This window comes from Halopseudomonas salina (assembly GCF_014637955.1).
In the GTDB taxonomy this organism is placed as follows: Bacteria; Pseudomonadota; Gammaproteobacteria; order Pseudomonadales; family Pseudomonadaceae; genus Halopseudomonas; species Halopseudomonas salina.
Map to the genome: position 1 here is coordinate 1 of NZ_BMFF01000004.1, position 21,222 is coordinate 21,222.

Below are 21,222 nucleotides of genomic sequence, written 5' to 3' on the forward strand. Positions count from 1 at the left end.
ACGCCGGGGACGAGTAATACGGCCAACATAGGTGTTACCTATGTGGCCGGTTTGTGGTGTTACCTATGTGACCGGCTCAACATTTATCAGACAGACTCCCGCTGCCCGCCCCAATACCCCGTCATTCCCGCGCACGCGGGAAACCATTTTGACCTTCCGCTCCAGAAACGTTCCGCCGGCCCTGAGCCGCGCACCGCGCCCTTCAGGTAACTTGCAGATATTCAGTAACTTACCGCTTGACAAGGTTCGGCGTGCTGCGTAAAGTTCGCGGCCATTGCAGGCACGTAGCTCAGTTGGTTAGAGCACCACCTTGACATGGTGGGGGTCAGCGGTTCGAATCCGCTCGTGCCTACCAAATTAAAAGCCCGGCCCCTGTGGCCGGGTTTTTTGTTTCAGCGCCCTTCGGGGCGCCTGTGCAGTAGCCCGTGTGGGCGCCGGCGATCGTTAGCTGGTCTGAACTGCAGCATCAGGCATTCCGGACGGACTTTTCCATCATGTGGCCTTGCGTAGGGGTCACCACTGAGAAGGAGCGGCACATGCCCACTATTACTCTCCCCGACGGCAGTCAGAAATCGTTCGATCACCCCGTTACCGTACTCGAGGTCGCGCAATCCATTGGCGCAGGCCTGGCTAAAGCCACTCTGGCCGGTAAGGTCAACGGTAAGCAGGTAGACGCCTGCGACACCATCGACACCGATGCGACCCTGCAGATCATCACGCCGAAGGACGAAGAGGGGCTGGAGATCATCCGCCACTCCTGCGCTCACCTGATTGGTCATACTGTAAAGCAGCTGTACCCGACCGCCAAGATGGTGATTGGCCCGGTAATCGATGACGGTTTCTATTACGACATCGCCTACGAGCGCTCCTTCACCCCCGAAGACATGGCCGCCATCGAAGCGCGCATGCGTGAGCTGATCGCCACCGATTACGACGTGATCAAGAAGGTCACCCCGCGTGACCAGGTCATCGAGGTGTTCGAGTCCCGTGGTGAGGAATACAAGCTGCGTCTGGTCGAAGACATGCCCGACGAGCAGAGCATGGGCCTGTACTACCACGAAGAATACGTCGACATGTGCCGCGGTCCGCACGTGCCCAACACCCGCTTTCTCAAGGCCTTCCAGCTGACCCGCATCTCCGGCGCCTACTGGCGTGGCGATGCCAAGAACGAGCAGCTGCAGCGCATCTACGGCACCGCATGGGCCGACAAGAAGCAGTTGGCTGCCTACATCCAGCGTATGGAAGAAGCCGAGAAACGTGATCACCGCAAGATCGGCAAGCGCCTGGGCCTGTTCCATACTCAGGAAGAAGCCCCGGGCATGGTGTTCTGGCATCCGGATGGCTGGACCATCTATCAGGTGCTCGAGCAGTACATGCGCCAGATCCAGCGCGGTGCCAACTACAAAGAGATCAAGACCCCTCAGGTCGTTGATCGGGTGCTCTGGGAGCGCTCAGGCCACTGGGAGCATTATTCCCACGCCATGTTCACCACCGAGTCGGAAAGCCGCGACTACGCCATCAAGCCGATGAACTGTCCGTGCCACGTACAGGTGTTCAATCAGGGCCTGAAGAGCTACCGCGAGCTGCCGCTGCGTCTGGCCGAGTTCGGCTCCTGCCACCGCAACGAGCCCTCCGGCTCCCTGCATGGCCTGATGCGCGTGCGCGGCTTTACCCAGGACGATGCGCACATCTTCTGCACCGATGAGCAGGTCGAGGCCGAAGCGTCCGACTTCATAGCGCTGACCTTGCAGGTCTACAAGGACTTCGGCTTCGACGACGTCGAGCTCAAGCTGTCGACCCGTCCGGAAAGCCGGGTTGGTGACGACGCGCTCTGGGATCAGGCTGAAAAGGGTCTCGAATCTGCCCTGAACAAGGCCGGACTGAAATGGGATCTGCAGCCGGGCGAGGGTGCGTTCTACGGTCCGAAGATCGAATTTTCTTTAAAGGACTGCATTGGCCGCGTTTGGCAGTGCGGAACTCTGCAGCTGGACTTCATGCTGCCAGGTCGCCTCGGCGCCCAGTATGTAGCCGAAGACGGCGCACGCAAGACTCCGGTCATGTTGCACCGCGCGATCCTGGGTTCCTTTGAACGATTCATCGGTATTCTGATCGAACATTACGCTGGCGATTTTCCTGCCTGGCTTGCTCCAACGCAGGCCGCCATTCTCAATATCACCGACAATCAGGCCGATTTTTGCTCCGAAGTGGAGAAAAGTCTCAATGAAATGGGCTATCGGGCCACTGCGGACTTGAGAAACGAGAAAATTGGCTTTAAGATTCGCGAGCATACTTTGCACAAGACACCTTACCTCCTGGTAATTGGAGATAGGGAAGTCGAATCGCACACTGTGGCCGTGCGCACACGGGAGGGTAAAGATCTGGGTTCCATGACTGTTACCGAGTTCTCCGAATACCTCGCCCGTGACGTTGCACAACGAGGCCGCCAGAATTCGGAGCTATAAAGATTAAACGCGAGATGAGACAAGACAAAAGAGCCGCACAACGCCCGCCGATCAACGAGAACATCACGGCGCGCGAAGTCCGCCTGATCGGTGCCGAAGGTGAACAAATCGGTATCGTGTCCATTCAGGAAGCCATGGCCGCAGCAGAAGAGGCCAAGATGGACCTGGTTGAGATCTCTCCTGATGCAGAGCCGCCGGTTTGCCGAGTCATGGACTACGGCAAGCACGTCTTCGAAAAGAAGAAACAGCAGGCCGTCGCGCGCAAGAATCAGAAACAGATTCAGATCAAAGAAATAAAGTTTCGACCAGGGACGGAAGACGGGGACTATAAGGTCAAGCTACGTAACCTTATACGCTTCCTGAGTGATGGGGATAAAGCCAAGGTTTCATTGCGATTCCGCGGCCGCGAAATGGCCCACCAGGAGCTGGGGATGGAGTTGTTGAAGCGGGTCGAACAAGACCTGCTGGAATACGGCACCGTCGAACAGCATCCGAAAATGGAAGGTCGTCAGCTGATGATGGTCATCGCACCCAAGAAGAAAAAGTAACCTCCAGGGCATCGCCAGGCCTTGCGGTTATCTATTAACGCTCTATGCGGAGAAATTGAACATGGCTAAAGTAAAGATGAAGACCAAAAGGGGTGCTGCAAAGCGCTTCAAGGCGACCGGCAACGGTCTCAAGCACAAGCATGCTTTCAAGAGCCACATCCTGACCAAGATGAGCACTAAGCGTAAGCGTCAACTTCGGGGTACTTCCGAGTTGCACCCTGCTGATGTGCAAAAAGTCGAGCGCATGTTGCGTCTCCGTTAAGTCAAGGTTGAGGATATAAAGAATGGCTCGTGTTAAGCGTGGTGTAATGGCGCGTAAGCGTCACAAGAAAATTCTGAAACTCGCCAAAGGCTACTACGGTGCACGCTCACGCGTATTCCGTGTTGCCAAGCAGGCGGTCATCAAGGCAGGTCAGTATGCTTACCGTGACCGCAAGCAGCGCAAGCGTCAGTTCCGTGCTCTGTGGATTGCCCGTATCAATGCTGGTGCGCGTATGAACGGTATGTCGTACAGCCGTTTGATCGCTGGCTTGAAGAAAGCGTCCATCGAAATCGACCGCAAGGTTCTGGCCGATCTGGCTGTGAACGAAAAAGCGGCGTTTACCGCGATTGTCGAAAAAGCAAAGGCTAGCTTGGCTTAAGCCCTCGTTACGACAATCACCGGAGCCTGGCTCCGGTTGGCAACGTCATTAATAGGGGAAGAGCCTCATCGCTCTTCCCCTATTTTTGTTTCTGGAGTCTGTAAATGGAAAATCTTGACGCCCTGGTCGGCCAAGCCCTGAAGGCAATCGAACAGGCCGATGATGTCAGCACGTTGGAACAGATACGTGTGCAATACCTTGGCAAGAAGGGCGAACTGACCCAGGTAATGAAGACCCTGGGCAATATCCCCAACGAAGAGCGCCCCAAAGTAGGCGCCATGGTCAATGAAGCCAAGGAGAAGGTCTCGAGCGAGCTAAATGCCCGCAAGAGCAGCATGGAAGCAGCAGCCATGGATCAGAAGCTGGCTGCCGAGCGGATTGACGTCACCCTGCCAGGCCGCGGCCAGGTCAGCGGCGGACTGCATCCCGTTACGCGCACCATGGAGCGGATTGAACAGATTTTTGCCCACGTCGGTTATACCGTCGAGGAAGGTCCTGAAGTCGAGGACGATTATCACAACTTCGAAGCACTCAACATTCCCGGCCATCACCCGGCCCGGGCAATGCACGACACCTTCTACTTCAACGCTAACACCCTGCTACGCACCCACACCTCACCGGTTCAGGTACGTACCATGGAAAGCACGCAGCCGCCGATCCGGATCATCTGTCCGGGCCGTGTCTACCGCTGCGACTCGGATCAGACCCACTCACCCATGTTTCACCAGGTCGAAGGCCTGCTGATCGACGAGGGCGTGAGTTTTGCTGATCTGAAAGGCACCATCGAGCAGTTCCTGCGCGAGTTCTTCGAAGCTGACCTGGAAGTGCGTTTCCGTCCCTCGTTCTTCCCGTTCACCGAACCTTCCGCCGAGGTGGATATCCGCCGCACCGTGGTCAAGAACGGTGAAGAAAAGGCCGACTGGCTGGAAGTGCTGGGCTGCGGCATGGTGCACCCGGATGTGCTGCGCATGTCCGGTATCGATCCGGAAAAATATCAGGGGTTTGCCTTCGGCATGGGCGTCGAGCGCCTGACGATGCTGCGTTACGGAGTGGGCGATTTGCGCATCTTCTTCGATAACGATCTGCGTTTTCTCGAGCAGTTTCGCTAAGCGACGCACCCGCCAATCCCTTTGAAAGCAGGAACCAACAATGAAATTCAGTGAACAGTGGTTGCGCACCTGGGTGAATCCGCCGGTCTCCAGCGATGAGCTGGTAGCGCGCCTGTCCATGACCGGTCTGGAAGTCGATAGCGTCACGCCCGCCGCCGGGGCCTTCAGTGGCGTGGTAGTCGGCGAGATCATCAGCGCCGAACAACACCCCGATGCCGACAAGCTGCGTGTCTGCCAGGTCAGCGCCGGCGGTGAGCAGCACCAGGTTGTTTGCGGCGCGCCTAATGCGCGTGCCGGCATCAAGGTACCTTTCGCCACTGTTGGCGCGGTACTGGGTGAAGACTTCAAGATCAAGAAAGCCAAGCTGCGCGGCGTCGAGTCCCAGGGCATGCTGTGCTCCGCTGCCGAGCTCCAGTTGTCCGACGATCACGACGGCCTGTACGAACTCCCCGCGGATGCACCCGCAGGCCAGGATCTGCGCGAATACCTGGGTCTGAACGACGCTATTATCGAAGTCGACCTGACTCCCAACCGCGGTGACTGCCTGTCGATCGCCGGCCTGGCCCGTGAAGTCGCAGCCAACTACGGCGAGCAGGTCTGCCGTCCGACCGTTCCAGCCGTGCCCGCAATCAATGACGAACAGCGCGCGGTCGAGCTGCTCGCGCCCCAGGCGTGTCCGCGCTATATCGGCCGCGTGATTCGCAATGTCGACCTGTCCCGCCCGACGCCCCTGTGGATGGTCGAGCGCCTGCGTCGCAGCGATATCCGCAGCATTGATGCAGTGGTCGATATCACTAACTACGTCATGCTCGAACTGGGTCAGCCGCTACACGCATTCGATCTGGCCGAGATCCGCGGCGGTATTCGTGTGCGCATGGCCGAGGAGGGCGAGAAACTGGTACTGCTTGATGGCCAGGAAATAACCCTGCGTGCCGACACCCTGGTGATTGCCGACCACGAACGGCCGCTGGCCATGGCCGGCATCATGGGCGGCGAGCATAGCGGCGTCAGCGAGAAGACTACCGATCTGTTCCTGGAAAGCGCGTTCTTCGACACCATCGCGATCGCCGGCAAAGCCCGCGGTTACAGCTTGCACACCGACTCTTCACACCGTTTCGAGCGTGGCGTCGACTGGCAGCTGCAGCGCGAAGCAGCCGAGCGCGCCACCGCACTGATTTTGGAAATCGTTGGTGGCGAGCCTGGTCCGATCGTTGAAGCGGTTGAGCAGGCGCAGTTGCCTACGCTCAAGCACATCACCCTGCGTAACGAGCGCATCACGCAAATGCTGGGCATGCAGATGAGCGACGCCGATATTACCGGCTACCTCACAGGCCTCGGACTGCAGATCAACGCCGATGGCGCCGAGCAATGGCAGATCAATGTACCCAGCCACCGCTTCGACATCAGCATTGAGGTCGACCTGATCGAAGAGCTGGCCCGCCTGTATGGCTACAACCGTCTACCCGTCAGTGCGCCCACCGCAGCGCTGACCCTGACTGCCAAGCCGGAAACCCGTGGCGAGCTGCCGGTACTGCGTCGCCTGCTGGTTGCTCGCGGTTACCATGAAGCCATTACCTACAGCTTCGTCGAGCCGGGTCTGAACAAACTGTTCGACCCGCAGATCGAGCCCCTGGCCCTGGCTAATCCGATCTCCAGCGACATGGCTGTTATGCGCACGTCCTTGTGGCCAGGTCTGAGCAAGGCCGTGCAGTACAACCAGAACCGTCAGCAGGGCCGCGTCCGCCTGTTCGAAAGCGGTCTGCGCTTCGTGCCCCAGGCCGATGGCCAACTGCTGCAGGAACCGATGCTGTCCGGTATCGCCACGGGCAGCCGTGCACCCGAAGGCTGGGCCAACAGTAGCGACAAGCTCGACTTCCATGATGTGAAGGGCGATGTAGAGGCGTTGCTGGGGCAGGGCGGTGCGGGTGATCAGTACCGCTTCGAGCCCGCAGAGCACCCTGCTTTGCATCCGGGTCAGACCGCGCGTATCACCCGCGACGGACACACAGTTGGCTGGCTGGGTGCGTTGCATCCACAACTGGCCACCGAGCTGGATCTGCAAGGTGCCGTGTTCGTATTCGAACTGGCTCTAGGCAAAATCATCAAGGGGCGCCTGCCGCGTTTCGCTGAGTTGTCCCGTTTCCCTGAAGTTCGTCGGGACATCGCTCTGGTCGTCGACAAGACAATGGTGGCCGCAGATCTGCTTGCCGACATTCAAAGCAATGCGGGCGAAGCATTGAAGAACCTCAGGTTGTTTGACGTCTATGAAGGTAAAGGTATTGATCCGCATAGAAAAAGTCTGGCAATCGGCTTGACGTTACAGCATTCGTCACGCACTCTTACTGATGATGAGGTGAACGCTGTCATGGACAAAGTGCTTACGTCTCTGGAGCAAAGGTTCAATGCCACACTAAGGAAATAGCCTATGGGGGCTCTGACAAAAGCAGAAATGGCGGAACGTCTCTACGAGGAACTTGGCTTCAACAAGCGTGAAGCCAAGGAACTGGTAGAACTGTTTTTCGAAGAGATTCGGAACGCCCTGGAAAGCAACGAGCAGGTCAAACTGTCGGGATTCGGCAATTTTGACCTGCGCGACAAGCGCCAGCGGCCAGGCCGCAACCCCAAGACCGGTGAAGAAATTCCTATTACCGCCCGGCGTGTGGTCACCTTTCGCCCCGGACAGAAACTCAAGGCACGAGTAGAAGCATATGCTGGAACCCAGCCATAACGACGAACTACCAGTCATACCCGGCAAGCGTTACTTCACCATCGGCGAAGTGAGTGAGCTGTGTGCGGTCAAGCCGCACGTATTGCGTTACTGGGAGCAGGAATTCCCACAACTGTCGCCGGTCAAGCGCCGCGGCAACCGTCGCTACTACCAGCGTCAGGACGTGCTTATGATCCGTCAGATCCGTGCACTGCTTTACGATCAGGGCTTCACTATTGGCGGCGCCCGTCAGCGTCTGTCCGGTGATGAAGCAAAGGAAGACGTCACCCATTACAAGCAATTGATCCGCCAGACCATCACCGAACTGGAAGAAGTGCTGCAGGTTCTGCGGACCCATTGATTTACCCGCATAATGAAAAAAAACTTTCTCGTATCAGATAGTTAATGTATTATGCGACCCGCTTCGACAGACAAAGTCGAAGCACAGTCGGGGCGTAGCGCAGCCTGGTAGCGCACTTGCATGGGGTGCAAGGGGTCGAGTGTTCGAATCACTCCGTCCCGACCAATATTCAGTGATTTAGCCCAATGTTGACGCATTGGGCTTTTTCATTTCTGGGAGCTGAAGGGCGACTCCCGGCAAACTGTTTGCCCTGTATCTTGTAATCTGACCGACCTTCAAGCTTGTTATTCTCCCTGCTTAAATCATCCAAAGAGGAATTTTCCATGGCTACCACCCGTTCGCGTCGTTTGCGCAAAAAGCTCTGTGTTGATGAGTTTCAGGAACTGGGATTCGAGCTGAACCTGGATCTGAAGGATGACCTTGGTGTTGAAGAGATCGATAGCTTCCTCGATCAGTTCATTCTGCAGGCTCTGGAAGCCAACGGCCTGAACTATGTTGGCGGTGAAGATTTCGGCCTGGTCTGCCTGGCCGAGCGGGGCTCTGTCAGCGAAGAACAGCGTGCAGCGGTAGAGAGCTGGCTCAAAGGCCGTAGCGAACTGAGCAAAGTGGAAGTCAGTCCGCTGGTGGATGCCTGGTATCCAGACACGGCAATTACTGCTTCGGCCTGAAGTGGTAATCGCTCCATACCTGACGGGGTTCAGAAGTAGAATCAGGCTACCATGGCCAGCTTCTGTCGCTGCGTGGTAACGCTCAGTCGTCGTTGCGACGCCCGTCCCGATGGATATTGATGAAAAAGCCCAGTCAGAAATGACTGGGCTTTTTTATGCGTATTGTTTTTGGCCCCAGAGTTGGCTGTTGCTGATCCGCTTGAACTCATTTTGGTGCTAGTAGTACTAAATAACGAACCCCACCCTGCCAAGGAGGCATACCCGGGGACCCTCTGCTGTAACTAGTATCGTTTCAAGACTTGGCTCGTGAGGAGCCAGGCAACGTGCAGAGGATAACAATCATGATTTATGCAAATCCCGGAGCTCAGGGCTCTGTCGTTTCTTTCAAAGAGCGTTATGGCAACTTCATCAATGGTGAATTTGTCGCGCCAGTCAAAGGGCAGTACTTCACCAACCTCTCGCCTGTGACGGGTGGCGTTATATGCGAGATTCCCCGTTCCACTGGCGAAGATATCGAAAAGGCTCTGGATGCCGCTCACGCAGCCAAGGTAGCCTGGGGCAAAACCTCGGTGCAGGCTCGTGGCAATATTCTTCTGCAGATAGCTGACCGCATTGAACAGAATCTCGAAAAGCTTGCTGTTACCGAGACCTGGGACAACGGCAAGGCCGTTCGCGAAACATTGAACGCCGACATCCCGCTCGCAGCGGATCATTTCCGCTACTTCGCTGGTTGTATTCGCGCCCAGGAAGGAACGCTGGCGGAGATTGATGAGCACACCACCGCTTATCATTTCCATGAACCGCTTGGCGTCGTGGGTCAAATCATTCCCTGGAACTTCCCACTGCTGATGGCTGCCTGGAAGCTCGCGCCAGCGCTGGCCGCGGGTAATTGCATCGTGCTCAAGCCGGCGGAACAGACGCCGCTGGGTATCCTGGTACTGATGGAGATCATCGGTGACCTGTTGCCGCCGGGCGTTCTTAACGTGGTCAACGGCTACGGACGTGAAGCAGGCGAAGCACTGGCTACGAGCAAGCGCATCGCCAAGATCGCCTTCACTGGCTCCACACCGGTTGGCAGGCACATCATGCACGCTGCTGCGGAAAATATTATTCCTTGCACGGTTGAGCTCGGTGGCAAGTCTCCCAACATCTTCTTTGCCGACATCATGCAGGCGGAAGAGTCATTTATCAGTAAGGCTGTGGAGGGTCTGGTCCTGGCGTTTTTCAACCAGGGCGAAGTCTGCACTTGTCCATCACGGGCGTTGATCCAGGAATCCATGTACGACGAATTCATTGCGCTGGCAATCAAACGCACCCAGAGCATCAAGCGTGGTAATCCACTGGATACGGAAACCATGGTCGGTGCCCAGGCTTCCGAGCAGCAGTTCGACAAGATCCTGTCTTACATGGAGGTTGCTCGTCAGGAGGGCGCCGAGTTCCTGATTGGCGGTAATGCAGAAAAGTTGGAAGACAGCATCAACAACGGATATTACATTCAGCCGACCCTGCTTAAGGGTCACAACAAGATGCGCATATTCCAGGAAGAGATATTTGGTCCGGTCGTCAGCGTCACCACCTTCAAGGACGAAGCCGAAGCACTGGCGATTGCCAATGACAGCGAGTTCGGCCTTGGTGCAGGGCTCTGGACGCGCGACAACAATCGCTCCTATCGCATGGGCCGTGCGATCCAGGCTGGTCGAGTATGGACTAACTGCTATCACCTGTACCCGGCCCATGCGGCTTTTGGCGGCTACAAGCAGTCAGGTGTCGGACGGGAAACGCACAAGATGATTCTCGACAGTTATCAGCAGACCAAGAACCTGCTGGTCAGCTACGACACCAATCCACTGGGCTTCTTCTAGGTCCCTGTTGCGTTCGCCCGGGATTGCTCCCCCCGGGCGGGCGTATTCTGTGGGTGGTCTCCATTATTGCGCAGCTTCGGCTGCGTTTTTTTATGCCCGGCGGATAACTGTAACCAGATCAGGCACTTTCAGGCCCTACCAAATCGGGCCGAATCTAGTTCCAAAGTACCATTCTTGGAGTTCAATGCGGGTGTTTAACTGAATCTGTCGGCATTGACCGACATGACTCACTCGTAAAACAAGAGGATCGACCTATGTGGACTAAACCGAGCTTTACCGATCTGCGTATCGGCTTTGAAGTCACCATGTACTTTGCTAATCGTTGAGCAGTCGGCACCCCGGCTTGCCGGGGTGTTTCTCAGATCAAACCGATTCGGTGAGCCTCAGGAAAACCCATGCATATTCAGATACTAGGTTCAGCAGCGGGGGGCGGTTTTCCGCAGTGGAACTGCAATTGCCATAACTGTGACGGAGTACGCAAGGGCACCCTGAACGCCAAGCCGCGCACCCAATCTTCTATCGCCTTGTCGGACGACGGTATCAACTGGATTCTTTGCAACGCGTCGCCGGATATTCGTGCTCAGCTGGAAAGCACTCCGGTGCTGCAGCCCGCGCGCGCTGTGCGCGATACCGCAATCGGTGCAATTGTGTTGATGGATAGCCAGATCGATCATGTAACAGGCCTCTTGACCTTGCGCGAGGGCTGCCCACACCAGGTGTGGTGTACCGACATGGTACATGAGGATCTCAGCACCGGTTTTCCCCTGTTCAAGATGTTGGCGCACTGGAATGGGGGCTTGCAATGGAATCCGATCCCTTTGGCTGGAGAGTTCAGCATTCCCGTTTGTCCTGCTTTGCGTTTTACCGCCATTGCGTTACGCAGCGCAGCGCCTCCCTATTCGCCGCATCGTAACAATCCCCATCCTGGTGACAACATCGGATTACTGGTGCGCGATCTGAATACCGGTGGCGTCCTTTTCTACGCACCAGGTCTGGGTCGTCCAGATGATCGAGTCAGGGCAGTGATGGCTGACGCCCACTGTCTGCTGGTGGACGGCACCTTGTGGCGTGATGACGAAATGGCATTCGCTGGCGTGGGCGACAAGCTGGGTAGCGAAATGGGGCATCTACAGCAGAGCGGCGTTGACGGGATGATTGCCTTGCTCGATGAGCAGCGGGCCTCTCGCAAGGTACTCATCCACATAAATAATACCAATCCTATCCTGGATGAGGATTCGCCTGAGCGGGCCGAACTGACCCAGCACGGAATTGAAGTCGCTTTTGACGGCATGCACATCACGCTTTAAGGAGTCCATCTTGCAGCCCCAACCAATGAACGCCGATGCTTTCGAGCAGGCCCTGCGGGCCAAGGGAGCCTATTACCATATTCATCATCCCTACCATGTAGCCATGTATAACGGCACCGCCAGCCGCGAGCAGATTCAGGGCTGGGTTGCCAATCGCTTCTACTACCAGATCAAGATTCCGCTCAAGGATGCGGCGATTCTGGCTAACTGCAATGACTCGGCTACCCGTCGCGAATGGATACAGCGGATTGTAGATCATGATGGCGAGGCGGACGGGCAGGGTGGTATTGAAGCCTGGTTACGACTGGGCGAGGCTGTAGGCCTGGATCGGGACATTCTGTTGTCGCAGGAACGGGTATTGCCGGGCGTGCGCTTTGCAGTAGATGCCTATGTCAATTTTGCCCGTAGGGCGAGCTGGCAGGAAGCGGCCAGTTCTTCGTTGACCGAGCTGTTTGCGCCGCAGATTCACCAGTCACGTCTTGATAGCTGGCCGGCGCATTATCCGTGGATAGACAGTCGCGGATATGAGTATTTCCGTAAACGCATGAGTGAGGCGCGGCGCGACGTCGAGCATGGCTTGCGCATCACGCTCAGCCATTATCAAACCCACACCGCTCAGCAGCGCATGCTCGATATCCTGCAGTTCAAGCTGGACATCCTCTGGAGCATGCTTGATGCCATGACCATGGCCTACGAACTGGGCCGCGCGCCCTATCACACGGTTACAACACAAGCTGTCTGGCATAGGGGAATAGAACTGTGATCGACTTTCAGAAAAGCCAGGTGCCAGTACTGCGTCCCGGATTTCGTCTGCAGTGGGAGCCAATCCAGAACAGCCACGTTCTGTTGTACCCGGAAGGGATGGTCAAATTGAACGAGAGTGCTGCCCAGGTGCTGTTGCTGATCGACGGCGAGCGGCAAATCAAAGGCATCATAGACAGCCTATCCGATCGTTTTCCGAATGTTCCAGGCCTGGATGAAGACATCCTCGCCTTTATCGAGGTGGCCAATGCACAACACTGGATCCAGGTCCGCTGACAGCCCGCTGGTTGCAGAGCAGGGGCCACCGTTGTGGCTGCTGGCCGAGCTGACTTATCGCTGTCCGCTGCAATGTCCCTATTGTTCAAACCCGCTGGAGTTCGCCAATCACAAGGATGAACTGACTACAGCACAATGGGTAGACGTATTCACTCAGGCCAGGGCGCTGGGTGCAGCGCAACTCGGGTTCTCCGGTGGCGAGCCACTGGTGCGTGACGACCTGGTCGAGTTGATCGGCGCGGCGCGTGAGCTCGGGTTCTATACCAATCTGATAACCTCGGGTATGGGCCTGACCGAGCAAAAGATAAACGCGTTCAAGCAGGCGGGGCTCGATCACATCCAGATCAGTTTTCAGGCGTCCGATGCCGAGATCAACAACTTGCTTGCTGGCTCGCGCAAGGCTTTTGAGCAAAAGCTGGCGATGGCGCGCGCCGTGAAGGCGGCCGGGTACCCTATGGTGCTCAACTTCGTGACGCATCGGCACAACATCGACGAGATAGAGAAAATTATCGAGCTCTGTCTGGCACTGGAGGCGGATTTCGTTGAATTGGCTACCTGCCAATATTACGGCTGGGCGCACCTGAACCGGGCTGGCCTGTTGCCCACCAAGGCCCAGCTTGACCATGCTGAAACCGTTACCCAGCGATACCGCCTTAAACTGGCCGCTGAAAATCACCCCTGCAAACTGATTCTGGTGACCCCCGACTATTATGAAGAGCGGCCCAAGGGCTGCATGAATGGGTGGGGCAATATCTTTCTGAGCATTACGCCTGATGGCACGGCATTACCCTGTCATAGTGCTCGGCAATTGCCGGTGAGTTTTCCCAACGTTACCGCGCACAGCTTGTCGCACATCTGGTACGACTCGTTCGGATTCAATCGTTTCCGTGGGTATGAGTGGATGAGCGAACCCTGCCGCTCCTGTGACGAAAAGGAAAAGGATTTTGGTGGCTGCCGATGTCAGGCGTATATGCTTACAGGAGATGCAACCCAGGCAGACCCGGTCTGCAGTAAATCACCGCATCACGACAAGATACTGGCTGCTCGCTCTGAGGCCGAGTTGCCCCAACCGCCAATAGAGGTGCTGACATTCCGTAATGAGCGAACCTCGCGAATCATCTGCAAAGGCTGAACGTCCCGGGTTCTGGACCAGTTCGTTCACTGCCGCACAAGCGGTCGCAGCGGCAAGTGATTACGCCGATCTGGTCTGTGACGAGGAGCGGCTGCTCTGGATTGAATTCCATCCAGAGGACGGCCGCAATCTGGTCCATGAATGGACCCCGGGTGGGCAGCGTAGCTTGACGCCAAATGGCTTCAGCGCCCGCAGCCGTGTTTATGAATACGGTGGTGGTGCGCTTTGCCTGCATGGAGGCCAGCTGTTTTTTGTCAACGAATACGATCAACAGATCTATGTCCAATCCTTGCTCGATCTGGACTGTCAGGTACTGACAAAGCGTCCCGATTGCCGGTACGGAGCACTTGTCTATGATTCCCAACGCGGTCATCTCATCGCAATCGAAGAGTGTCATAGCGTCGCTGCTGTAGAGCACCGGTTAGTGTCAATCAGCCCCCAGGGCGTGCGCCGCATAGTCGCCGAAGGCGCTGATTTCTATAATAGCCCTTGTATCAGCCCCGATGGCTCCCGCATGGCCTGGGTCGAGTGGGACCGGCCGGACCTGGCCTGGACCCGAACGCGCCTTATGGTCGCCGTACTCGACCAACAGGGGGGCATCCAGGAACGCACTGTATGCTCCTGCGGTCAGGCTGAAGCAGGTCACCCCGAAGCATTTCAGCAACCACAGTTCGATGCACTTGGAACACTGGTGTGCCTGACCGACAGGAATGGCTTCTGGCGGCCCTGGCGCGTACTCGACAACAACACCCTGCAGCCTCTGCCTGCCCGGAATGCCGATCATGCTCCAGCGCCCTGGCAGCTTAATCCGCGGCATGTGCTGGGCTTGCCGGGGGGCTTGTGGGCGCTCAGCTGGCTGGAACAGGGTCTCGGACACCTGGCGCTGCGCCACGCTGAATCTGCCGAGGAAAGCCGGTTGGCGCACGGGTACCAGCGCTTCCGCGCGCTGGTGGCGAACAGTCGATGGTTATTCTGTGTGGCAGGCTCTGTGCACTGCAGCGCTGCCATACTGCGAATAGACCTGTTGACACATGAGCATCAGGTCATACGACAGATCATGCCCGCCTTGGCAGAAGATGAGATATCGCAGCCGCAATCAGTGTCCTACCCCAGCGCAGATGGTGAGGTCGCTCACGGTTTTTTCTATTCGCCGCACAATAGTCGTCATTCCTCCCCCTCAGAATTACCGCCATTGGTTATTTTTACCCATGGTGGTCCAACGTCAGCGACCTATGCGGTATTTGATAATCGCATCCAGTACTGGACGCAGCGTGGCTTCGCCGTTGTCGATCTGAACTACCGGGGAAGCGTGGGATTTGGTCGAGCCTACCGACAACGCCTGCGCGGTGAGTGGGGTGTGGTCGATGTGGAAGACGTGTTCGGAGCGATCGAATATCTTGTACAGCAGGGCTATATAGCTCCCGACAAGGTGTTTATTCGGGGTTCCAGTGCCGGGGGCTACACCACTCTGTGCAGCCTGCTAGCTGCCGAGGGGCGTTTTCGTGCAGCGGCCAGTTTATACGGGGTCAGCGATCCGTTAAGGCTCAGGGCAAATACTCACAAGTTCGAAGCTGACTATATCGACTGGCTGATCGGCGATCCTGAGAGTCAGCCCGAACGTTACTTAGCCCGCTCGCCACTGGAACGCGCAGTTGAAATCAGCACACCCGTTATCTTTTTCCAGGGGCTCAAGGATGGTGTGGTTCTACCGGAGCAAACCGAGCGCATGGTGGCTGCACTGCGAGCGCATGGCGTCCCTGTTGAGTGCTTTACCTTTGCAGAGGAACGTCATGGGTTTCGCGAGGCAAAAACACTGTGCAGCGTGCTGGAGCAAGAGTTGGCATTTTATCAGCGCTGGCTGCCAGGTTGAGCGTGCAGATGCGCTCTGTCTGACTTTTTGCCTGCGCAACAGTTGGATGCCCCTCGGCATGCACCTGGTCTTGCGGAAGTAACGGCAGTAACGGTATCACCGCTGCGGCGTTCATTATCACCAGAAGACGCAGGCGCCAGACAAGTAGCCCGATGCCTGTTCTTTCCTCAGTCTGTTGCTTTCCGGTTGTTTGAGTAAGGCTGTGACGCATGGGCAAGCCCTCGAGGGTAGACGGGCGGATTCAGCCCTGGGTCGGCGTAGCCGCATCTCGCCAGGGCGTATCGGTCGCAATAATGTCCCGTTGCTCAAGGCGTTTGCGCGCTTTGCGAGCTTGCTTTTCGGCACTGATGGTGGCCACGCACTGGTTGTCATTATTGAGAATGACAATGCATTCCAGACACTGAATGCACTCGCCGTAGTCGATGCTGCCATCACGTTTGATTGCGCCGATCTCGCAGCTGTTCTTGCAGTGCTGGCAAGGCTTGCCGCAGGCGTCGATCCGTTTGAGCCATGAGAAAAGATGAAACTTGCCCAGCATTGCCAGGCCTGCGCCGAGGGGGCAGACGTAGCGGCAATAGAACTTGTGCACAAACAATCCCATGCCCAGCAATATCAGCGCATACAGCACGAACGGCCAACTGCGCATGAAGAACAGGGTGATGCTGGTTTTGAAGGGCTCAACCTCGGCAAGGCGTTCAGCCAGCGTCAATGATAAAAATGCCGTTAGCACCAAACCGACAAGAATCACATATTTGATCCATTGCAGTTTCTGATGCAACGGATCAGCTATTTTCAATTGCTTGATGTTTAGCTTTTTGGCGATCCAGCCGAGCATTTCCTGCAGCGCGCCGAATGGGCATAACCAGCCGCAGAACAGCCCCCGTCCCCAGATGAAGAGGCTGACGAAGGTAAAACTCCAAAGAATGAAAATCACCGGATCCATCAGGAATACGGTCAAGTCGAAGTCAGGTCCGAGGGCGAGCAGCAGAGTGAAAATATTTACTACCGAGAGCTGACCCTGGGCATACAAACCCAGAAATAACAGGGTAAAGAGCAAGAAACCTGCGCGGAATACATGAAAGGCCTGGCCGTGGCGGCTGATACGATGCTGGAACATGAAGACCATACTCAACAGGACCAAAGCCAGCAGCGTTAACCCGACCTGCCAGCCGCGTTCCTGCCACATGCGCAACCAGACAGGCACTGGTTTGTGTACGGCAGGCGCAGCCTGGATATCGAATAGCGTGGAATCCAGCGTTAGGGGATGGGTGAAGGGTGCGCTGCTCTCAACCAGCGGATTGCGCCTTAGACTGACATTCAACTGCAGGCTGGCCGGTTCTGCCGGGTTGAAACCGGCATGGGGTTTGATCCGGAAAATATGGGCTACACCTTCGCTGATGGGCGTATTCAGCGATCCCAGGATGTCGCCGTTGTTGTAGTTCATATCGTGCAGTTCGATCGCCTTGTCATTTTGCGTCAGCACCAGGCGGCTCGGCGCGCTGGCGGGAATGAAGTCGTCGGGGACATGGGGGTATAGCCCACTGGAAATCACCAGCAATGCCTGTTCGTTTGCTTTCAGTTCGCTGGTAAGGCGTGCGAAACCAGCTTCACCAAGCAGGTTGCGGCCGGTGTTGGGGGTGTTCAGGTAGGCGAAGTACAACTCGCTGAAAGGTTGCTCGGGGCTTTCAATATCCAGGTCGGGAAAATAGGCGATGTGCTGATTGAGGGACTGTTCCACCTCAGCCTGTGAAATTTCCCAGTGCTGCAGGTAACTCCGATCCAGTAGCTGTTGCCAATCCAGGGGTTCGAAAAGATCAGATCGTGGGGTGGCCAGCGGGCTGCCGGCAAAGTCGTCGAGCAATTGGCGAGCGACGCTTAACGCTGAGACCAGTACTGTCTCGTTCAGAATCACCACCGATACAGTGGCCTTGCTTACTCCGTCGAATTGAGTGATGGAGGTACCATCCACTGTTGTGGCCTGGCGGCCGCCAACCACGATCGGCGTACGGATGTCCTGCTGGCGGTATTGCTCGACGAAGTCAAAGAGTGCCTGCTCCCCGAGGCCATGCAGAAATACCGGCTCATGATGCTCGAGCACTTTTACGCCAACCAGAATGCCCTGTGGCTCCAGCCCGATAAGCAGACGAATCGGCTTGCCTGAAAAGCCCTGGAGACTTGAATAGTCCTGGGACTCGAAAGCGTAGCCAAGCAAGTCATCCAGTTGATAGACACTGTAGACAGGAGGGTTGTCCTGTTTTGGTTCGATACGCGTGGCTTTGGGAAACAGTGCCTGAATCTCGCTGTTATCAACTGATGCGTAGAGTGTCTGGCTGAAAAAGAGCCAAAGCAGACACGCTGCCCGCAGAGCAACTGACAGAACTGAATGCGCTTGCATGGCTGATCCCGGATTTATGGTTTTTTTCAATGTTGCGGGGCAGGGCGTTTGACGACCATGCGACTTGCAGGTAACCCGGCAGATACTTAGGTCTTAGTACGCCTGCCAAGCGGCTTCCAGATGGGTAGGAAGAGGCCGATTCAAGGGCAATATGCTTATGGTGCGGCGGTTAATCAGGTACTCTTGCCCCACAATAACAAGCCAGTCGAATCGCCATGTCCTACGATATAAGTCAGTTACGCAAGTTCGTTACGCCGGAGATTATCTTTGGTGCCGGCGCGCGCAAGACCGTCGCCAACTACGCCTCCACCTTTGGCGCTAAAAAGGTCTTGCTGGTCTCCGATCCTGGCGTACAGGCTGCCGGGTGGCTCGCGGATGTCGAGCAGAGCCTGCAGGAGCAGAGTATTGATTACGTGCTCTTCACCCAGGTATCCGCCAATCCACGTGTCGAAGAGATCATGCTCGGCGCCGAGGTGTATCGAGCCGCCGGTTGCAACGTGATTGTTGCCGTAGGCGGCGGCAGCCCCATGGATTGTGCCAAGGCAATCGGCATCGTGGTGGCGCATGATCGGCACATTCTCACCTTCGAGGGCGTCGACACCATACGCGCGCCCATCCCGCCGCTGATCATGGTGCCGACCACGGCCGGAACCTCGGCCGACGTGTCGCAGTTCGTGATCATTTCCAACCAGCAGGAGAAGGTAAAGTTTTCCATCATCAGTAAGGCCGTGGTCCCGGATGTGTCGCTGATCGATCCGGAAACCACCTCGACCATGGACCCGTTTCTGTCCGCCTGTACCGGAGTCGATGCACTGGTTCATGCGATTGAGGCATTCGTATCAACCGGCAGTGGTCCGATGACGGACGCCCACGCCCTGGAAGCCATGCGTCTGATCAATGGCAATCTGGTGGCGATGATCCAGAGCCCCCAGGATATTGCCCTGCGCGAAAAGATCATGCTTGGCAGCTTGCAGGCCGGACTGGCATTTTCCAACGCGATCCTTGGCGCAGTGCATGCAATGTCGCACAGTCTCGGGGGGTTTCTCGATTTGCCCCACGGACTGTGTAATGCCATCCTGGTCGAGCACGTGGTCGCATTCAACTATGCCTCGGCACCCGACCGATTCAAGGTCGTGGCTCAAACCCTGGGTATCGATACTCGCGGCCTCACAACGCCACAGATCCGGCAACGGCTGGTACAACACCTGATCGATCTGAAGAAGGCTGTGGGCTTCGAGCAGAGCCTGGCCATGCATGGCGTCAGCATGTCGGATCTTCCCATGTTATCAATGCACGCAATGCATGACCCCTGCATCCTGACCAATCCCCGTGAGTCCAGCCTCAAGGACGTCGAGGTTGTGTATGCAGAAGCCCTCTGACCCACGCCGGGAAGTACTGACGGGGTTGCTGGGGCTGGGCTCCCAGTCGTCGCGCAAGAGTTATTATCCCGAATTGCTGGCGCGACTGGAGGACCTGGAAGCCGAGCGCAATCGCTACAAATGGCTGTTCGAGAATGCGCTTCACGGTATCTTTCAGGCGGGGCTCGACCAGGGATTTCTGTCGGTCAACCGGGCCCTGGCCCGCATGCTCGGCTATCCCGATGCACAAGCCGTGATTGCTGGCCACGACAAGGGTTGGGCAGCTGTTTTTGTTGATGGCGACCAGGAGCTCCAGGCCATCACCCGCGCGTTGTTGAGCCAGGGTGAGCTGGCCGGATACGAAACGCGCCTGGTTCGCGCCGATGGACGGCACCTGGATGTACGCATCAATATGCTGCTTCGCCCCGATGCGCAGGGGCCTGTGGTCGAGGGGTTTGTCGCCGACATCACCGAGCGCAAGAACGCCCAGGCAAGCATGCAGCGGCTGAACGAGGATCTGGAGCGGCGAGTGCAGGCGCGCACTCAGGAACTGGAAGCGTTGAATACGGATTTACGCCACCAGATTATCGAGCGTGAGAGGGTTCAACGGGCGCTGCGCGAAGCCAGGGATGCCGCTGAGCAGGCCAATACGAGCAAGGATCGTTACCTCGCTGCGGCCAGTCACGACCTGCTCCAACCGATGAATGCAGCGCGTTTGTTGATGTCGACCCTGCGTGAGCGGACATTGCCGGCAGACGAGGCGCAACTGGTCGAGCGTTCCCATTGCGCGCTGGAAAGCGCCGAGGACATGCTCACCGACCTGCTCGATATCGCCCGTCTGGATCAGAGCAACGTCAAGCCGGAGCTCGGCAACTATAGTCTTGCGGAGTTGATCGAGCCGCTGGTTGCCGAGTTTCAGGGGTTGGCCGACCTCAATGGCATCCGCTTGCGCATGCATCCCTCGGACTGCGCGGTGCATACCGATTACCGGCTGTTCAGCCGGATTTTGCGTAACCTCCTGAGTAATGCCATCCGTTATACGGATCGGGGAGGGGTGCTGATCGGGGCTCGCAGGCAGGGCGGTCGGTTGGAAATACAGGTCTGGGATACCGGGCGCGGCATACCTGTCGAGCAGTTTCGCGCGATTTTCAAGGAGTTCAATCAGCTCTCCCAGTCGGCAAATCTTCCGCAGTCAGACCTGCAGGGAAAGCGCAAAGGCGTGGGGTTGGGGCTAGCGATTGTCGAACGTATCGCCACGCTTCTGGAGGCCGGCGTGACGGTGCGCTCCAGAGTTGGCCGGGGTTCGGTATTTTCGGTCAGTGTCCCGTTGGCTACCATGGCGCCAGCCGCGCCGCTGCCCTCCGCCAGGGTTCTGGAGCAGCTTGTTGCACCGCTGCAGGGACGGCTTTTGCTGGTAATAGATAATGAACAGATCATTCTCGATAGCATGCGCGACCTGCTGGAACAGTGGGGCGCCAATGTGCGGGTGGCGGTTCACCATGAAGCCGCGCTGGAACAACTTGGCGGATCCGTCCCGGATGCGGTTCTGGTCGACTATCACCTGGATGAGGGCCGCAACGGCTGCGACGCGGTAAGTAGCTTGCGCGAGCATTGGCAGCAGGTGGTACCGGCGATCATGATCACAGCCGATCGCAGTGAGCACTGTCAGCAGACCCTCCGTGAGCTGGGTATTCCGGTGCTTGGCAAGCCATTGAAGGCAGCCAAGCTACGCGCGATGCTCGGGCAGATGCTCAAGGAGTAACC

19 protein-coding genes and 2 tRNA genes are annotated in these 21,222 nt (G+C 57.0%); 20 read left to right on the plus strand and 1 reads right to left on the minus strand.

The features are described 5' to 3' along the window. Positions 1-278: 278 nt before the first annotated feature. The 18 genes from IEV54_RS10135 (at position 279) to IEV54_RS10220 (ending at position 15,705) form a co-directional block, all read left to right on the plus strand. Positions 279-355 (plus strand) — tRNA-Val (locus tag IEV54_RS10135). 181 nt (positions 356-536) lie between these two features. Beyond that, on the plus strand, positions 537-2,462 hold the full coding sequence (gene thrS / locus IEV54_RS10140; RefSeq protein WP_150277095.1) for a threonine--tRNA ligase: 1,926 nt from the start codon (positions 537-539) through the stop codon (positions 2,460-2,462). Next, on the plus strand, positions 2,459-3,010 hold the full coding sequence (infC, locus tag IEV54_RS10145; protein ID WP_188434448.1) for a translation initiation factor IF-3: 552 nt from the start codon (positions 2,459-2,461) through the stop codon (positions 3,008-3,010). The genes thrS and infC overlap by 4 nt, the downstream gene beginning before the upstream one ends. Positions 3,011-3,071: 61 nt before the next feature. After that, complete coding sequence (gene rpmI / locus IEV54_RS10150) at positions 3,072-3,272, plus strand: 50S ribosomal protein L35 (RefSeq protein WP_022964142.1); 201 nt, start codon at positions 3,072-3,074, stop codon at positions 3,270-3,272. A 22-nt stretch (positions 3,273-3,294) separates the two neighbouring features. Continuing rightward, positions 3,295-3,651: a 50S ribosomal protein L20 gene (gene rplT / locus IEV54_RS10155; protein WP_150277093.1), complete on the plus strand. Its 357-nt coding sequence runs from the start codon at positions 3,295-3,297 to the stop codon at positions 3,649-3,651. Positions 3,652-3,755: 104 nt separating this feature from the next. Next, positions 3,756-4,760 carry a phenylalanine--tRNA ligase subunit alpha gene (gene pheS, locus IEV54_RS10160; protein WP_150277092.1) on the plus strand — a complete coding sequence of 335 codons (1,005 nt, stop codon included), beginning with the start codon at positions 3,756-3,758 and terminating at the stop codon, positions 4,758-4,760. Between the two features lie 40 nt (positions 4,761-4,800). After that, a complete protein-coding gene (pheT, locus tag IEV54_RS10165; RefSeq protein WP_150277091.1) occupies positions 4,801-7,182 on the plus strand; it encodes a phenylalanine--tRNA ligase subunit beta in 2,382 nt (793 codons plus the stop codon). A gap of 3 nt (positions 7,183-7,185) precedes the next feature. Further along, positions 7,186-7,488 (plus strand): integration host factor subunit alpha, encoded by a 303-nt coding sequence (gene ihfA, locus IEV54_RS10170; RefSeq protein WP_036992243.1) that lies wholly within the window; start codon positions 7,186-7,188, stop codon positions 7,486-7,488. Further along, positions 7,469-7,828 carry a MerR family transcriptional regulator gene (locus IEV54_RS10175; protein WP_022964137.1) on the plus strand — a complete coding sequence of 120 codons (360 nt, stop codon included), beginning with the start codon at positions 7,469-7,471 and terminating at the stop codon, positions 7,826-7,828. Before ihfA ends, IEV54_RS10175 begins: the two co-directional genes overlap by 20 nt. An 88-nt stretch (positions 7,829-7,916) precedes the next feature. Next, positions 7,917-7,993, plus strand: a tRNA-Pro gene (locus IEV54_RS10180). A 158-nt stretch (positions 7,994-8,151) separates the two neighbouring features. Further along, on the plus strand, positions 8,152-8,496 hold the full coding sequence (locus IEV54_RS10185) for a YggL family protein (RefSeq protein WP_150277090.1): 345 nt from the start codon (positions 8,152-8,154) through the stop codon (positions 8,494-8,496). A 341-nt stretch (positions 8,497-8,837) separates the two neighbouring features. After that, the gene (exaC, locus tag IEV54_RS10190; protein ID WP_150277089.1) at positions 8,838-10,358 is read left to right on the plus strand and encodes an acetaldehyde dehydrogenase ExaC; all 1,521 of its coding nucleotides are present in this window, start codon (positions 8,838-8,840) and stop codon (positions 10,356-10,358) included. A gap of 254 nt (positions 10,359-10,612) precedes the next feature. Continuing rightward, complete coding sequence (gene pqqA, locus IEV54_RS10195) at positions 10,613-10,684, plus strand: pyrroloquinoline quinone precursor peptide PqqA (protein ID WP_081941331.1); 72 nt, start codon at positions 10,613-10,615, stop codon at positions 10,682-10,684. Positions 10,685-10,753: 69 nt separating this feature from the next. Next, the gene (gene pqqB, locus IEV54_RS10200) at positions 10,754-11,665 is read left to right on the plus strand and encodes a pyrroloquinoline quinone biosynthesis protein PqqB (protein ID WP_150277088.1); all 912 of its coding nucleotides are present in this window, start codon (positions 10,754-10,756) and stop codon (positions 11,663-11,665) included. Positions 11,666-11,690: 25 nt separating this feature from the next. Beyond that, complete coding sequence (gene pqqC / locus IEV54_RS10205; protein WP_150277133.1) at positions 11,691-12,428, plus strand: pyrroloquinoline-quinone synthase PqqC; 738 nt, start codon at positions 11,691-11,693, stop codon at positions 12,426-12,428. Continuing rightward, entirely contained in the window at positions 12,425-12,703 is a 279-nt protein-coding gene (gene pqqD / locus IEV54_RS10210; RefSeq protein WP_150277087.1) for a pyrroloquinoline quinone biosynthesis peptide chaperone PqqD, read from the plus strand. Before pqqC ends, pqqD begins: the two co-directional genes overlap by 4 nt. Beyond that, a complete protein-coding gene (gene pqqE / locus IEV54_RS10215; RefSeq protein WP_150277086.1) occupies positions 12,675-13,835 on the plus strand; it encodes a pyrroloquinoline quinone biosynthesis protein PqqE in 1,161 nt (386 codons plus the stop codon). The genes pqqD and pqqE overlap by 29 nt, the downstream gene beginning before the upstream one ends. Further along, the gene (locus IEV54_RS10220) at positions 13,801-15,705 is read left to right on the plus strand and encodes a S9 family peptidase (protein WP_150277085.1); all 1,905 of its coding nucleotides are present in this window, start codon (positions 13,801-13,803) and stop codon (positions 15,703-15,705) included. Before pqqE ends, IEV54_RS10220 begins: the two co-directional genes overlap by 35 nt. Positions 15,706-15,946: 241 nt before the next feature. Here IEV54_RS10220 and IEV54_RS10225 read toward each other — a convergent pair whose 3' ends face one another. Continuing rightward, positions 15,947-18,100, minus strand: a complete 2,154-nt coding sequence (locus tag IEV54_RS10225; protein ID WP_150277084.1) for a NosR/NirI family protein — start codon at positions 18,098-18,100, stop codon at positions 15,947-15,949. A 215-nt stretch (positions 18,101-18,315) separates the two neighbouring features. On the opposite strand from IEV54_RS10225, the gene ercA reads away from it, so the two are divergent. Together ercA and IEV54_RS10235 are read left to right on the plus strand one after the other, a co-directional pair. Further along, entirely contained in the window at positions 18,316-19,479 is a 1,164-nt protein-coding gene (ercA, locus tag IEV54_RS10230) for an alcohol dehydrogenase-like regulatory protein ErcA (RefSeq protein ID WP_150277083.1), read from the plus strand. Then, complete coding sequence (locus IEV54_RS10235) at positions 19,463-21,220, plus strand: PAS domain-containing hybrid sensor histidine kinase/response regulator (RefSeq protein ID WP_150277082.1); 1,758 nt, start codon at positions 19,463-19,465, stop codon at positions 21,218-21,220. The genes ercA and IEV54_RS10235 overlap by 17 nt, the downstream gene beginning before the upstream one ends. Positions 21,221-21,222: the final 2 nt, after the last annotated feature.

What these genes read in the sequence shown, in the direction of transcription:
- ihfA (WP_036992243.1), top strand. Translation starts at nt 7,186, where the DNA reads ATGGGGGCTCTGACAAAAGCAGAAATGGCGGAACGTCTCTACGAGGAA.
- IEV54_RS10185 (WP_150277090.1), top strand. Translation starts at nt 8,152, where the DNA reads ATGGCTACCACCCGTTCGCGTCGTTTGCGCAAAAAGCTCTGTGTTGAT.
- IEV54_RS10175 (WP_022964137.1), top strand. Translation starts at nt 7,469, where the DNA reads ATGCTGGAACCCAGCCATAACGACGAACTACCAGTCATACCCGGCAAG.
- IEV54_RS10235 (WP_150277082.1), top strand. Translation starts at nt 19,463, where the DNA reads ATGCAGAAGCCCTCTGACCCACGCCGGGAAGTACTGACGGGGTTGCTG.
- IEV54_RS10225 (WP_150277084.1), bottom strand. Translation starts at nt 18,100, where the DNA reads ATGCAAGCGCATTCAGTTCTGTCAGTTGCTCTGCGGGCAGCGTGTCTG.
- rplT (WP_150277093.1), top strand. Translation starts at nt 3,295, where the DNA reads ATGGCTCGTGTTAAGCGTGGTGTAATGGCGCGTAAGCGTCACAAGAAA.
- pqqC (WP_150277133.1), top strand. Translation starts at nt 11,691, where the DNA reads ATGAACGCCGATGCTTTCGAGCAGGCCCTGCGGGCCAAGGGAGCCTAT.
- pheT (WP_150277091.1), top strand. Translation starts at nt 4,801, where the DNA reads ATGAAATTCAGTGAACAGTGGTTGCGCACCTGGGTGAATCCGCCGGTC.
- pqqB (WP_150277088.1), top strand. Translation starts at nt 10,754, where the DNA reads ATGCATATTCAGATACTAGGTTCAGCAGCGGGGGGCGGTTTTCCGCAG.
- thrS (WP_150277095.1), top strand. Translation starts at nt 537, where the DNA reads ATGCCCACTATTACTCTCCCCGACGGCAGTCAGAAATCGTTCGATCAC.
- ercA (WP_150277083.1), top strand. Translation starts at nt 18,316, where the DNA reads ATGTCCTACGATATAAGTCAGTTACGCAAGTTCGTTACGCCGGAGATT.
- rpmI (WP_022964142.1), top strand. Translation starts at nt 3,072, where the DNA reads ATGGCTAAAGTAAAGATGAAGACCAAAAGGGGTGCTGCAAAGCGCTTC.
- exaC (WP_150277089.1), top strand. Translation starts at nt 8,838, where the DNA reads ATGATTTATGCAAATCCCGGAGCTCAGGGCTCTGTCGTTTCTTTCAAA.
- pheS (WP_150277092.1), top strand. Translation starts at nt 3,756, where the DNA reads ATGGAAAATCTTGACGCCCTGGTCGGCCAAGCCCTGAAGGCAATCGAA.
- pqqE (WP_150277086.1), top strand. Translation starts at nt 12,675, where the DNA reads ATGCACAACACTGGATCCAGGTCCGCTGACAGCCCGCTGGTTGCAGAG.
- IEV54_RS10220 (WP_150277085.1), top strand. Translation starts at nt 13,801, where the DNA reads ATGAGCGAACCTCGCGAATCATCTGCAAAGGCTGAACGTCCCGGGTTC.